The sequence below is a fragment of the Streptococcus mitis subsp. hohhotensis genome, assembly GCF_000722775.1.
GTDB lineage: Bacteria > Bacillota > Bacilli > Lactobacillales > Streptococcaceae > Streptococcus > Streptococcus carlssonii.
This window is the reverse complement of sequence record NZ_JPFZ01000009.1, coordinates 152,452-165,105: the sequence shown is the minus strand read 5'-3', so window position 1 is coordinate 165,105 and position 12,654 is coordinate 152,452. Positions and strand designations below refer to the sequence as shown.

The window sequence follows — 12,654 nt, the reverse complement described above, 5'->3', positions numbered from 1 at the left end:
AAGAAATTTTTGTTTCCTTATCCGAAGAAGGAAAAACGGTATCTCCTGAACCTTGATAATATGCGTTTTATTCTCTATAATTTAGCTATTTCAAAATTACAAGTTCTCCATTCTTAATTTCCCAAACTTGGTCAAACTTACTTAATAATTCGTTTTGGCGATGTAAAGTAACAATGACGGCACTTGGTAGTTCCAGAACTCTTTCCAATTCCATTTTAAACTGATTAGTATCCAAGGCAGAGAAAGGTTCATCTAGGATAAGCAATGGATTTTTACGATTTTTCTCACGATTTAAATACATTCGTTGTTGCTGACCACCTGACAGGGATTGTGGTGGAATTTTTTCAAAATCTTCTTCTCTGAATTTTTCATTGAAACTATTGAATAGCGTTACATTATTTTCATAACTCGAAATAAATGTATGTTCTTGTTGCAGAATCATACCGAATCTTCCCCAAAGATGGTCCAAAACAAGCCCATCTAGCACAATTTGTCCTTCAAAATCTTCATCTGTTCCATTTAAAATATTGAGAAGACTACTTTTTCCAGACCCATTCTTACCAATAAGCGCAATTTTATCCCCTTTTTGAATCGTAGCGGAAGTAATTATCAATTTTGATTCTCCCAGTTGTTTGGAAATGTTTTTCAAAGTAATCGTATCAAAAGAATGTTGAGGTGCTTGAACTGAAACGGGTTTCCCAACAATGTTTTGAAAACTCTTGATTACAGGCTTTACGGACTCTAACATTTGTAAATCATAAAGGATTTCCTGTATTGGTTCAGAAAAAGCATTAATATATCCGAAACTCGCCACCACCTCAGGAATACCGAGTTGCTGGTGAGATAGAGAGTAGGCTAAATAAATAAACAGAACAAGACTAATGAATTCAAAAGAAACACCTGTCAATAAGATGCCTGTAATTTTTGTCAAACCATACTTAAAATACTTATCCTGCAAATTCTTTAGAGAACTCTTTTGTTGATTCAAAAAATGCGACATAGTTAGTTTATTTACCAAATGATGTCCCATGAGCAAATCCTCCAAAGTTCGATAGTAATCTCCTTGTTTTTTCAAGTAAACCTGTCTCCGATTAGCGGTCAACTTCCCAACGATTTTAGGAATTTGAATACTAATTCCAGTGGAAAAGATTAAAATCAGTGATACAATAGGATTAATTGTTCTGCTAATAATGAAAGCGTAAATGAGGATACGTAAAATTTGTTTGATAAAACTCATCAATGGAGGAAGGTAATCCTTTTCCAACGAATCTAGGTCATTAGATTGATAGGAAATATACTCTGCTACTGTTTTCTGCTTGAAATCGTGGTGACTGAGTCCCAGAAGTGAACGAAACCACTCATTTTTCAAAGTAGTCGAAAAGATAATCCCCTGCTTCCAATCAAGTATCATTTGGATATAGTTACAACTCAAATAGCCTGCCACTGACATAGAGTAACCATATAGAGCTACTTGATAATCCCCTTTGATTAATGCCTGCGTGAAATACGGTAACAAAGCTGTGCAGATATTCGATACTACACCAAAAAGAAAATTAAAGAAGAGATACCATCTAATAGTTTTAAGATATGGTAGCATATACGATACTCCTTGCTAATGCGTTTTTTACATATCGCAGAACAATCTCTACTATTCCCTATTTCAGATAGTGCGATACTCGGACATTGAGTGCAATAATTGTAAATCACACAAGTACTGCCGTTTTTACTATCATTCAAAATATAATTTGCTATTTTGTAAAATATAGGTCTATCCCATGTTTCTTTGATAGATGTAAAATGAATATTTCCAATACTTCTATTGAAAGCTTTTTCAGTTTTTCTAACGATTTAGGCTATTTCGTGACACACCCACAATCCGTGAAAATTCTGGTTATATCAGATTATGTGATTTTCGTAAGAATTTTATATTGTCTCCAATCATGGCAGTCTCCTTTTACTTGATAAAACTATTATAACATTTAGAAATTAAAAACTGGTTCAAAATCAATAGAATGTGTGTATTCGATACATTCAATAAATTCTTGGAAACAGTTCTACACCAGTTACACAAATCTATATACACCTATCTCATTCAAAATAAAAAGAAAGCTGCAGTTCTTTTAATCCTGTATCAACGATTCATTCTGAAATCGAATAGGAGACATTTCCCAAGTCTACAATTCACTTCATCTCAAATTAATTTTTGTAATTCACCCTTAGTTTATAGATTTTATGCTCAACAAAAGTATAAAGCATACAAAACTTCACTTTGAACCAGTATTTATACTATATTCCGTATTAAAAATTCTATTATTGGTTTTGTAAAAAACAGTCTTCAAATATCCTGAAATATAGCAAAAAGAGATTGGGTAAAAACTCATTGTCTCTTCTCACTCAAGGACTAAGTTCACTTGAGCAAACTGAATCCGCACTATCGTTCCTTTTCCGACCTCAGACTCGATGCGAATCTGGTGACCTAGTTCTTCAGAAATTTTCTTAGATAGATAGAGGCCAAGTCCAGATGACTGCTGAGTTAGGCGTCCATTATATCCTGAAAAGCCACGTTCAAAGACTCGGAGGACATCACTGTTTTTTATCCCGATTCCCGTATCCTTGATACAAAGCTCTTGCCCGTCCATATAAATCTCCAGACCACCTTCCTTGGTGTACTTGAGACTGTTTGAGATAATTTGTTCAATGACCACTAGCAGCCACTTTTTATCCGTCACGATTTCTTTATCAAGGTCATGTAGATTGACATTTAAGCCTTTTTGAATAAAGAAAAGAGCGTATTTACGAATTATTTCCTTGACCAAGTCCTCAATTTGAACCTGCTTTAAGACCAAATCATCATGAAAACTTTCTAAACGCAGGTACTGTAAAACTAGATTGGTATAGGAATCGATTTTAAAAATTTCCTGTTCTAACTGCTGCTTTAATTGGCGATCATCTACTTCTGCAACTAAGAGTTGACTGGCTGCAATGGGGGTCTTAATCTGATGAACCCACAAGGTATAGTAATCCAGCAAATCCGTCAGTTTTCTTTCTGAATCTGACCTCTGCTGATAGAGTTCCATCTCACGCGCTTCTAATTTTTCAGCCAAGGCTCTTTCCAAAGGAGACTGAGCTTCCCTCTCCCCATAGAGAAGTTCCTGACGATATACCTGCATTTCTACCAATATGTCCCAAGCAAAAAATAAAATGGTTACAAAGCAACACAAGAGGAAAAAATAGAGAAAGTAAATTCCTAAACTGGCAAATAAAAACTGAAAGAGTAAGACCAGAAACGTCAAAGAAAGTAGATAGACAAACAGACGACTACGGGAGCGCAGATAGGCTAGAAAAAATTGTTTCCAATCAAGCATGCTTCAGTCCGTACCCTATCCCTTTCTTGGTCTCGATAAATCCTACCAAACCCTGCTCTTCCAATTTTTTACGCAAACGAGCTACATTAACAGATAGGGTATTGTCATCAATGAAAAAGTCACTATTCCAAAGTTCCCGCATGAGGTCGTCACGCGCTACAATATTGCCCGCATGCTCAAACAAAACTCGTAAAATCTGGAATTCGTTCTTGGTCAAATTCAAGACTTGGCCTTGATAATGTAAATCCATGGATTTGGTATTGAGGATCACACCGGCGTATTCCAGTAAACTCTCGTCACGCCCAAACTCATAGGAACGGCGTAGCAAGCCCTGAACCTTGGCTAAAAGAACCTGCTGGTCAAAAGGCTTGGTCACAAAGTCATCCGCGCCCATGTTAATCGCCATGACGATATCCATAGCCTGGTCTCTCGAAGACAGAAACATGATGGGTACCTTGGAAATCTTGCGAATCTCCTGACACCAGTGATAGCCATTAAACAAAGGCAGTCCAATATCCATGAGGACCAGATGAGGTTCCGACTGAACAAATAGACTCAAAACTTCCATAAAGTCTTCTACCAGGACCACTTCAAATCCCCATTCAGAGAGCATTTTCCCGACCTGTTGACGAATGACCTGATCATCTTCTACTAATAAAATCTTGTGCATCTGATTCTCCTTTGCTAATTTTAGGAGTCTTAAATCCTTTAGTATAAATAGAGGGCTTAGTATCTAATACTTTTTTGACATTTCCTTGTCACAACAGCTCAAAAACAGATAGTGAATAACCCCATTGATATCATACCTTATTTTCAGACATAGTGCCAGCACTACCCATTTATTTTTAATTTTTTCAACCCTCATTTCAGTTCTTTTATCCATCCCCTTAACCAAAATTTATATCTATTCTTCCAAACCTTGAGTGTAGTTAAAACGACACTCTATACTCTTCTAACATTGAAAAGCTCCTTATCAAGTGGTATCCGTAAAAAGTTCTAGCTTTCAGATTGACAATCTGAAAAAGATTTGTTAAGATATGAATGAACAATATTTAATATTCATTCAGAAAAGAGGTGAATCAAATTGGACAAAAAACAGGCTTTGAAATCCGCAGCTTATGAAGTTTTTTCAAAAAAAGGATACAAGGCGACAGGAATTTCAGAAATTGCTAGACAAGCTCATATGGCAGTCGGATCTTTTTATAACTATTACGAAAGTAAAGAGGCTATTTTTTTAGATATCTATATTGATGAAAACAACCGTGTTCGCCAAACTATGATCGAAGAACTGGATTGGGAAATTGATATGATTGATCTTATTAGTCAACTCTTTGCTCAATCCAGAGCACTCGTTTCTTCCAATAAAATCCTTGCAGAATGGTACAATCCTGCCATAGCAGATGAGTTGCATAGCTACTATTCCTCAGAAGAAGGGAAAGTCACGAATCCATTTCATCAATTTCTCGTGAAAACCTTTACTCATCGTTTGCAGGCTGAAGGCCATTCTCCAGAAAAAATTCAAGATATTTTACAAGTTTACAACCTATTTTACTACATGGATATGCATATCACAGAAAATGATTTTCCAGATATTAGCAAAACTGTAGAAATACTAGCAACCAACTTCATTAAAGGAATACTGAAATAAAGAAATCTTTTCTTTATTTTTTGGAAATTATTGAATGAAAAAAATATTATTCATTCATAGAAAATTACTACACTATAGGAGTTAAAAATGAAACGAGGGAAAAAAATGTTCATAATTATTCTAACTACACTTGGAGTGCTCGGCTTTATATCTTGGGGAATCATTACCTATCTTGGACGAAGTCAAACTTTATCGATAAAATCCATTGAAAATCCCAGCGGAGATTTGTATTTAGTTCACATCACAAAACCAAAAAATCAAATAGGGAAAGCTGGCTCCTATGCTCAGTTTAAGCTTCCTGACAGCTCGTTTGGTCCAGACAAAAGTCCAGTAAAGGAGGATCAGGCTAGCCGATGGCTAACCCTTGCTTCCACTCCTGATGAGGATGAAATTCTTATTGTAACCCATAATAGTGGTAGCGTATTTAAGGAAACCTTAACACATTTACCAGCTGGTAGTAAAATTGAGATGAGTTGGCTGGAGTCATCTTTATCTGTTAAAGACAATGACCAAGCACTGGTTTGTTTTGCCTCTGATGTCGGTATTTCTACTCTACGTCCAGTTGTGAAAGAGTGGACTGGTAAGCGCTCCATCATTCTTAATCATTTAGACAAAGGAGTAAACATTTTTGATAATGAGTTAAGAGAGCTTAGTAAGAATAATCCGAATCTAACTTATAAAACTAGCGAAACCTTTTCTCAAAGCCAAGCATTTTTAAAAAATGCGGTTGTGAAATACGGTAACCAAGCTATTTATCTCTTAACCGGCCAACCTGATGATATAAATGAGATGAAGAATTTCTTAAAAGAGAATGGGATTGACGCCAAACAGATACAAACAAGTATGTTTAGAGGTTTGAAATAAAAGCAAACTGTCTTCTATGTATCTAAATCATACCATTATAGGTCGGTATGTAGAGAGATCGTACAAACCAACTAGTAAATTCTATGTGTTTGTGATAAGATAAATAAAAAGAAAGGAGCTCTTATGACCAATATTTTTGATTATCTGAAAGATGTCGCACACGATTCTTATTACGACCTTCCTTTGAATGAATTAGATGTTTTAGCCTTAACAGAAATCACCTATCTCTCATTTGATAATCTGGTCTCCACAGCTCCTCAGCGACTTTTAGACCTAGCACCTCAGGTTCCAAGAGAACCCACCATGCTTACTAGTAAAAATCGCCTCCAGCTATTAGATGAACTAGCTCAACACAAACGCTTCAAAAATTGCAAACTCTCCCATTTTGTCAATGACATTGATCCTGAATTGCAAAAACAGTTTGCGGCTATGACCTACCGCCTCACTCTCGATACCTATCTGATTGTCTTTCGTGGGACAGATGACAGTATCATTGGCTGGAAGGAAGATTTCCACCTGACCTATATGAAGGAAATTCCTGCTCAAAAGCACGCCCTTCGCTATTTAAAGAACTTTTTTGCCCACCATCCTAATCAAAAGGTCATTCTGGCTGGGCATTCCAAGGGAGGAAATTTAGCCATCTATGCGGCTAGTCAAATTGAGCAAAGCTTGCAAAATCAAATCACAGCAGTTTATACCTTTGATGCGCCTGGTCTCCATAAAGAGCTGACACAAACTGAGGGCTATCAAAGGATAATGGAGAGAACCAAGGTCTTCATCCCACAAGGCTCCATTATCGGTATGATGCTGGAAATTCCTGCCCACCAAATCATCGTGCACAGTACTGCCTTAGGTGGTATCGCCCAGCACGATACCTTTAGTTGGCAGATTGAGGACAAGCACTTCGTCCAACTGGATAAGACCAACAGTGATAGCCAACAAGTTGACACAACCTTCAAGGAGTGGGTGGCCACAGTCCCTGACGAAGAACTCCAGCTCTACTTCGATCTCTTCTTTGGCACCATTCTTGATTCTGGTATTACTTCTATCAATGACTTGTCTTCCTTAAAGGCTATCGAACACATTCGTCATCTCTTCGTCCAAGCTCAATCCCTCACTCCAGAAGAAAGGGAAACTATGGGACGTCTTACCCAGTTATTGATTGATACCCGTTACCAAGCATGGAAGAATAGATAATACTCTTGAAAATTAAATGTATACAAAACAAAAGACCTAGAATACATACTTTCATGTGCATTCTAAGTCTTTTTAAATAAAATCTAACTACCAAATAATCCCTTTGTAGGCTATCAAAATGAGGACTGATAGTAGGACATAAAAGGCAAGGAAAAGCCATTTCATCTTGACACAGAGCGCTAAGTACTCCCGAATAAAGGCAGATGGTATGTAGTAGCCTGCCGTCCTACATCCGAGGCCATCTCCCTTCATATTTAACTTACGCGCATAGGTACTGGTACGAAAAACATGATAGTCATTTGTAACAAAGAGAAATTGAGGTTTGGCTACCAGTTTCTCACCAAGTTCCTTAGAAAAGAGAAGGTTCTCGTAGGTAGTCCTTGATTGATCCTCCAGGATAATCGCATCTTGGGGAACATCTGTCTCTTCAAGCAGATAGTTTGTAATGGCCTGAGCTTCAGAAATCTTCTCATCTGCTCCTTTTCCACCGCTGGCAATAATTTTTATGTTAGAATTCTTAGACTTGTGGTAAGCTTCTACCGCCTTATCAATTCTCCTCTTCAGCAAAGGAGTTACTCTTTCTCCATCTAACAAACCTGCACCATGAATGATGATAAAATCATAATGCTTCTTCTTAGGAATAAAGAGATACAAGATAGAGTAGAGCATAAAACCCACAAAAGCAAAACCAAAAATAAAGTAAGAATAAGCAATAAATGCAAATAAAATATTTAGAAAGTGATTGGTGTAAAATAATTCATGTCGTCCTCCCAATCGAAATGACATCAAAGCAAAAAATAGCAAAATGACTATTCCAAGGAGCATGGAGAGATAATTAGCCTTTGAACGTCCCTCTCGCTTCAACAAAATGACCCCATTATAGATTAGAAAGATGCCACTTAGAAAAAGCAAAAAAGGAAGTAAAATAAAGGGAAATATAAAAAAAGCGAAATGAATCTTCTCATACCCATTTTGATAAAAAAGGTAGCCTAGATAAAAATAACTGGAAATGAGGGATAATAAGAATAATACTGGATTCCACAAACTTCTATTATCCTTCCAAAATGACACTATAAATGCTAATACAATTCCTATAACGAGATACATTTCTTCCTCCTTTAATAACTACATTTTATCATAATTATCTAAAGAGAAAAAGAGGGCATCTATCCCTCTTACTCCTTCATCTGACTCTCTGCATCTGCCACGACTTGTTCTAGACTGGTCTGACCAAGTTCAGTCTCCATTGCCAACTGGATTCTCTCCAATTTTTGATCCAAAACATCATGAATATGAGCTCCAACTGGACAATTTGGATTCGGATTGTCATGGAAACTGAAGAGTTGACCAGTCTTACCAAGACACTCAACCGCTTGATAAACATCTAAAAGACTAATGTCTTTTAGATCCTTAACAATCTCTGTTCCCCCTGTTCCGCGCGCGACTGAAATCAACTCTGCCTTCTTCAACTGGGACAAGGTCTTTCTGATAATGACAGGATTGACCCCGACACTAGCAGCCAGAAAATCACTGGTCACCTTGCTTTCCTTCCCCTTGAGGGCAATGATTATCAGCATATGAGTCGCAATGGTAAATCTACTTGGAATTTGCATCCTCTTCTCCTTTTTACGAGGCTCCCCTGCCTCTACTCTTCTTTTTCTTTTATTATACCCTTTTTAGTTGTAATGTCAATCATTACCACTTTTCAACCAAGCATCTAATTCCCTATCATAGCCCTCTTTCTGGGCCAATTCTCTCAGAAATTCCTGATGATGAGTATGGTGGATCCCATTGACCAGACTTTCATAGTAAACCTCAAAATAGGGAAGTTTGAGGTCTTTAGCCAACTGCAATTCAGCTGCCACATCGTAGTCCACCCGTCGGAAGTCCATATCTACCAAGCCCTTGTGATCAAACTCCAAAATCATATACTGCGCTCGCAAGTCCTTCCGTAGCTGGGCATCTATAAAGAAAGGTTGCCCAATCGAACCTGGATTGACAATTAATTGCCCACCAGTCCCGTAACGAAGCAACTGCTGGTGAATATGACCATATACAGCGATATCACAAGGCGGATTGGTCACCAAACGGTCAAAATCCTCTTGCGCTCCAGTATGAATCAACTCTCTCCCCCAGTTCTTATCAGGAAGATGGTGGCTAATTCCTACCGTCAAATCACCAAACTGACGATGAATCTGGAGGGGTTGATTGTGGAGCAGTTCGATTTCTTCTAGGGAAATTTCCTCTAAAACATACTGGCACTGGCGCAAGAGATAGCGTTGACTGGGACGAGTACTATCCAATTCCTTACGGACACCATGCCACAGACTGTCTTCCCAGTTTCCCAAAACTCTAGCCGTAATCGGTAGTTGAGCCAACAAGTCCAAAATCCTTCTACGTCCTGTCCCTGGCATGAGAATATCTCCCAAAAGCCAGTATTCATCCACTTCTAGCTGCCGAGCATCTGCCAAAACAGCCTCCAAGGCGGTGGTATTTCCATGAATATCTGAAAGAAGAGCTATTTTCGTCATATCCATCTCCTCGTTTTTTCTCTTGCAATAAGTATAACATAAAAAGTCACAGCTAGAGAAATCTAGCTTTTTTTGATATACTAGATAAAGATATTAGACAAGAGGAAGCGAATGACCCCGAATAAAGAAGACTATCTAAAATGTATTTATGAAATTGGCATAGATTTGCATAAGATTACCAACAAGGAAATTGCGGCCCGCATGCAAGTCTCTCCCCCTGCCGTAACTGAAATGATTAAACGGATGAAGAGCGAAAATCTCATCCTTAAGGACAAGGAATGTGGCTATCTACTGACTGACCTCGGCCTCAAACTGGTCTCTGAGCTCTATCGTAAACACCGCTTGATTGAAGTTTTTCTAGTTCATCATTTAGACTATACAAGTGACCAGATTCACGAGGAAGCTGAGGTCTTGGAACACACTGTATCTGACCTGTTCGTGGAAAGACTGGATAAATTGCTAGGTTTCCCTAAAACCTGCCCCCACGGAGGAACCATTCCTGCCAAGGGAGAACTCCTAGTTGAAATCAATAACCTGCCACTAGCTGACATCAAGGAAGCTGGCGCCTACCACCTGACTCGGGTGCACGATAGTTTTGACATTCTCCATTATCTGGACAAACACTCACTTCACATCGGTGATTCGCTCCAAGTCAAGCAGTTTGATGGCTTCAGCAATACTTTCACTATCCTCAGTAAAAAAGAGGACTTACAAGTAAGTATGGACATTGCCAAACAACTCTACGTCGAGAAAATCGACTAATTTCTCAAGTACCACTACCAACCCTGAAAGTTTTATTTTCAGGGTTTTATTTCTATCATTTGATTTTGCTTTCATTTAATTGTAGAATATTTGTAAAAAAAAGAAAGATAGTTTAACCTATGAAAAAATCACTAAAAATTTTTGCTACATCTAAATGGTTTGACCTCTTTGGAGTTGCTCTGGTCGTTGGGATTGCGATTGCATCTGGTTACCTCAACTCCCGTCTCGATAAATTCGTAGATTGGGGACCATGGACAGCTCTTGTACCCTTTGGATTGATTTCCGTAACCAACGTTGGGATTTCCATGTTGTCCACTCGTTTCACGGGGAAATTAAGTAAATGGGGAAATTACTTTGGTATTGTTAATACCATTTTGTCCGGTGCTATTGATTATATCCTTGGAAATAAGGCAGCCATCATTACCTATCCCGTCACCTTCCTCATTTATACCTTTGCTATTAAGAAATGGGAAGCTTCGCAAGAAGGCAGACCCAACCAAATGAGCCAAAAACAGCTAAAATTGGCGGCTATCATCATTTCCATCATCGCCTTCCTCTTTGCCTTTGTGACCAACTATATCGGCTATGGAGGAAAGATGAATCTCCTTGCCTACGTAACAACTATTGCCTTTGCACTGTCCCTCATTGCCAATGCTTTGAATGCATTGAAACTAACAACTCAGTGGGGCTTTTGGTTGATTTACAATTTCGTTCAACTGACAAAGGCTGGCATTCAAGGAAACTTTGCCAATATCGGTAAATACATCTTTTATATCCTCAATGCAATCGGAGCTTTATTTGTCTGGAATGATGAAGAAGTAAAACAATAAGAGGAAAATCAAATAAAGAAATCTAACAGAATCTCCTTACTAAAATTTTTATCATTTTAGTTGTAACTCCCATTCGTTTGATGTAGAATGAAGTTAGATAAAAGAGGGATGTCATCTTATGAAAAAACTCTTTAGAATCCATTTTACAGCAATTGCAGTCATCGATTTGCTACTATTTGCATTTTTTAGCACTAGACCCGAGACAGCTTTAGAATGGCTCTTGCTCACTGGTTTTATTTTCATCCTTACTCAGGGACTCCTGCTATTTCGCTTGCTTGTCCAACTAAAAAATCAATTCGCTGAGATTTATCCTCAGATGAACAAAAAAATTCGCCTTTACTACTTAGAGATTCTCTCCGCCGACCTACTATTATTTGTCTTTTTAGCCATCAATGGCCCTCAACATTTTTACTCTCTTACTCCAGTCTTTACTTCCTGTCATTCTACTTTTTATTATATAACGGCTAGCCACTTGAGAGAAAACTATCCAGACTTTTACGATAAACACATCTCTTTGTGGGAGTGTCTCTAGGGAAAAGGAGGTTTTATCATGAAAAACATCATCTTCATCAAAACTATTCAACTCCTTGTCATTGATGGAATCATGCTGGCATTTTTGACATTTAAAGAAGGGCTTACTTGGGATTGGATTTTAATTTATAGCGGTTGGCTCATTTTCTTTCATCCTGTGCTATTGACCTATCTTTCAAACCAACTTTGTGACCACTTTAGTCACCTCTATTCCCAGATTAGACCGAGATTCTGGCGCTTTGCCTTACAAATTCTCCTATGGGATATCCTAATGATTCTCTCCTTGATATGTTTAAGTGGTATTCCACTTTTCCTTCAGGGTACCCTCCTCATCCTAGGACATCTCATCCCTTCCTATCGCATAAGCCAAAGCCTGAAAATAGACTTCCTAAAAGCCTATCAAGAACCGATTTCATTTTGGAGTATTTTGTAATAGATGAGAAAAACCAAGCTGACTGGGCTTGGTCTTTCTTATCTATTTTTAGTATCAAGGATTATGGTAACAGGTCCGTCATTGACCAGCTCAACCTGCATATCCGCTCCAAAGATGCCTGTCTGAACGGGCACTTCTTGCGCTAATTTTTGATTGAAAGCGTCATAGAAGTCTGATGCCATATCAGGTTTGGCTGCCCCTGTAAAGGCTGGACGATTGCCTTTCTTAGTATCCGCAAAGAGGGTAAACTGAGAAATAGAGAGGATTTCTCCTTCAATATCTTTGACAGACAGGTTCATCTTGCCTTCTACGTCTGAAAAAATCCGCATATTGACCAGTTTTCTCACAGCATAGTCCAAATCTTCCTCTTGGTCCTCTGGTCCAACACCAACCAGCAATAAGAGGCCTTGGTTGATTTTCCCCTGAACCTGACCTTCTATACTCACTTGGGCTTCTTTAACCCGTTGGATAATGATTTTCATAATAGCCTTTC

At 38.2% G+C, this 12,654-nt stretch carries 14 protein-coding genes; 7 read left to right on the top strand and 7 right to left on the bottom strand.

All coding sequences use genetic code 11. The annotated features are described in order from the left end of the window. Positions 1-85: 85 nt before the first annotated feature. From SK608_RS03545 to SK608_RS03535, 3 genes are all read right to left on the bottom strand, one after another. The gene (locus tag SK608_RS03545) at positions 86-1,597 is read right to left on the bottom strand and encodes an ATP-binding cassette domain-containing protein (RefSeq protein WP_033676649.1); all 1,512 of its coding nucleotides are present in this window, start codon (positions 1,595-1,597) and stop codon (positions 86-88) included. A gap of 793 nt (positions 1,598-2,390) precedes the next feature. Beyond that, positions 2,391-3,365, bottom strand: coding sequence for a sensor histidine kinase (locus SK608_RS03540; protein WP_000887973.1), 975 nt, complete (start codon positions 3,363-3,365; stop codon positions 2,391-2,393). Next, positions 3,358-4,035 (bottom strand): response regulator transcription factor, encoded by a 678-nt coding sequence (locus SK608_RS03535; protein WP_000548991.1) that lies wholly within the window; start codon positions 4,033-4,035, stop codon positions 3,358-3,360. The genes SK608_RS03540 and SK608_RS03535 overlap by 8 nt, the downstream gene beginning before the upstream one ends. A gap of 408 nt (positions 4,036-4,443) precedes the next feature. Here SK608_RS03535 and SK608_RS03530 point away from each other — a divergent pair, with 408 nt between their 5' ends. From SK608_RS03530 to SK608_RS03520, 3 genes are all read left to right on the top strand, one after another. Then, the gene (locus SK608_RS03530; RefSeq protein ID WP_101776789.1) at positions 4,444-5,013 is read left to right on the top strand and encodes a TetR/AcrR family transcriptional regulator; all 570 of its coding nucleotides are present in this window, start codon (positions 4,444-4,446) and stop codon (positions 5,011-5,013) included. Between the two features lie 87 nt (positions 5,014-5,100). Further along, a complete protein-coding gene (locus tag SK608_RS03525) occupies positions 5,101-5,877 on the top strand; it encodes a ferredoxin reductase domain-containing protein (protein ID WP_000820267.1) in 777 nt (258 codons plus the stop codon). 123 nt (positions 5,878-6,000) lie between these two features. Beyond that, positions 6,001-7,074 (top strand): DUF2974 domain-containing protein, encoded by a 1,074-nt coding sequence (locus SK608_RS03520; RefSeq protein ID WP_033676645.1) that lies wholly within the window; start codon positions 6,001-6,003, stop codon positions 7,072-7,074. A gap of 87 nt (positions 7,075-7,161) precedes the next feature. Here the strand turns inward: SK608_RS03520 and SK608_RS03515 are convergent, their stop codons facing one another. The 3 genes from SK608_RS03515 to SK608_RS03505 form a co-directional block, all read right to left on the bottom strand. After that, entirely contained in the window at positions 7,162-8,181 is a 1,020-nt protein-coding gene (locus SK608_RS03515) for a YdcF family protein (protein ID WP_033676642.1), read from the bottom strand. Between the two features lie 68 nt (positions 8,182-8,249). Then, positions 8,250-8,687 carry an Rrf2 family transcriptional regulator gene (locus SK608_RS03510; protein ID WP_033676640.1) on the bottom strand — a complete coding sequence of 146 codons (438 nt, stop codon included), beginning with the start codon at positions 8,685-8,687 and terminating at the stop codon, positions 8,250-8,252. Positions 8,688-8,762: 75 nt separating this feature from the next. Continuing rightward, the gene (locus tag SK608_RS03505; protein ID WP_033676639.1) at positions 8,763-9,605 is read right to left on the bottom strand and encodes a metallophosphoesterase family protein; all 843 of its coding nucleotides are present in this window, start codon (positions 9,603-9,605) and stop codon (positions 8,763-8,765) included. A gap of 111 nt (positions 9,606-9,716) precedes the next feature. Between SK608_RS03505 and SK608_RS03500 the strand changes: the two genes are divergently transcribed. From SK608_RS03500 to SK608_RS10600, 4 genes are all read left to right on the top strand, one after another. Continuing rightward, positions 9,717-10,367 carry a metal-dependent transcriptional regulator gene (locus tag SK608_RS03500; RefSeq protein ID WP_033676638.1) on the top strand — a complete coding sequence of 217 codons (651 nt, stop codon included), beginning with the start codon at positions 9,717-9,719 and terminating at the stop codon, positions 10,365-10,367. Between the two features lie 119 nt (positions 10,368-10,486). Continuing rightward, positions 10,487-11,197: a nicotinamide mononucleotide transporter gene (locus SK608_RS03490; RefSeq protein WP_000749112.1), complete on the top strand. Its 711-nt coding sequence runs from the start codon at positions 10,487-10,489 to the stop codon at positions 11,195-11,197. 118 nt (positions 11,198-11,315) lie between these two features. Then, positions 11,316-11,729 carry a hypothetical protein gene (locus SK608_RS03485; protein WP_033676637.1) on the top strand — a complete coding sequence of 138 codons (414 nt, stop codon included), beginning with the start codon at positions 11,316-11,318 and terminating at the stop codon, positions 11,727-11,729. 18 nt (positions 11,730-11,747) lie between these two features. Next, the gene (locus tag SK608_RS10600; RefSeq protein WP_082242406.1) at positions 11,748-12,161 is read left to right on the top strand and encodes a hypothetical protein; all 414 of its coding nucleotides are present in this window, start codon (positions 11,748-11,750) and stop codon (positions 12,159-12,161) included. A gap of 38 nt (positions 12,162-12,199) precedes the next feature. Here SK608_RS10600 and dtd read toward each other — a convergent pair whose 3' ends face one another. Continuing rightward, entirely contained in the window at positions 12,200-12,643 is a 444-nt protein-coding gene (gene dtd / locus SK608_RS03470; protein WP_033676635.1) for a D-aminoacyl-tRNA deacylase, read from the bottom strand. Between the last annotated feature and the right edge of the window lie 11 nt (positions 12,644-12,654).

Excerpts from the sequence above, each read along its gene's own strand:
- SK608_RS03545 (WP_033676649.1), bottom strand. The coding sequence starts at position 1,597 with ATGCTACCATATCTTAAAACTATTAGATGGTATCTCTTCTTTAATTTT.
- SK608_RS03540 (WP_000887973.1), bottom strand. The coding sequence starts at position 3,365 with ATGCTTGATTGGAAACAATTTTTTCTAGCCTATCTGCGCTCCCGTAGT.
- SK608_RS03535 (WP_000548991.1), bottom strand. The coding sequence starts at position 4,035 with ATGCACAAGATTTTATTAGTAGAAGATGATCAGGTCATTCGTCAACAG.
- SK608_RS03525 (WP_000820267.1), top strand. The coding sequence starts at position 5,101 with ATGAAACGAGGGAAAAAAATGTTCATAATTATTCTAACTACACTTGGA.
- SK608_RS03520 (WP_033676645.1), top strand. The coding sequence starts at position 6,001 with ATGACCAATATTTTTGATTATCTGAAAGATGTCGCACACGATTCTTAT.
- SK608_RS03515 (WP_033676642.1), bottom strand. The coding sequence starts at position 8,181 with ATGTATCTCGTTATAGGAATTGTATTAGCATTTATAGTGTCATTTTGG.
- SK608_RS03510 (WP_033676640.1), bottom strand. The coding sequence starts at position 8,687 with ATGCAAATTCCAAGTAGATTTACCATTGCGACTCATATGCTGATAATC.
- SK608_RS03505 (WP_033676639.1), bottom strand. The coding sequence starts at position 9,605 with ATGACGAAAATAGCTCTTCTTTCAGATATTCATGGAAATACCACCGCC.
- SK608_RS03500 (WP_033676638.1), top strand. The coding sequence starts at position 9,717 with ATGACCCCGAATAAAGAAGACTATCTAAAATGTATTTATGAAATTGGC.
- SK608_RS03490 (WP_000749112.1), top strand. The coding sequence starts at position 10,487 with ATGAAAAAATCACTAAAAATTTTTGCTACATCTAAATGGTTTGACCTC.
- SK608_RS03485 (WP_033676637.1), top strand. The coding sequence starts at position 11,316 with ATGAAAAAACTCTTTAGAATCCATTTTACAGCAATTGCAGTCATCGAT.
- SK608_RS10600 (WP_082242406.1), top strand. The coding sequence starts at position 11,748 with ATGAAAAACATCATCTTCATCAAAACTATTCAACTCCTTGTCATTGAT.
- dtd (WP_033676635.1), bottom strand. The coding sequence starts at position 12,643 with ATGAAAATCATTATCCAACGGGTTAAAGAAGCCCAAGTGAGTATAGAA.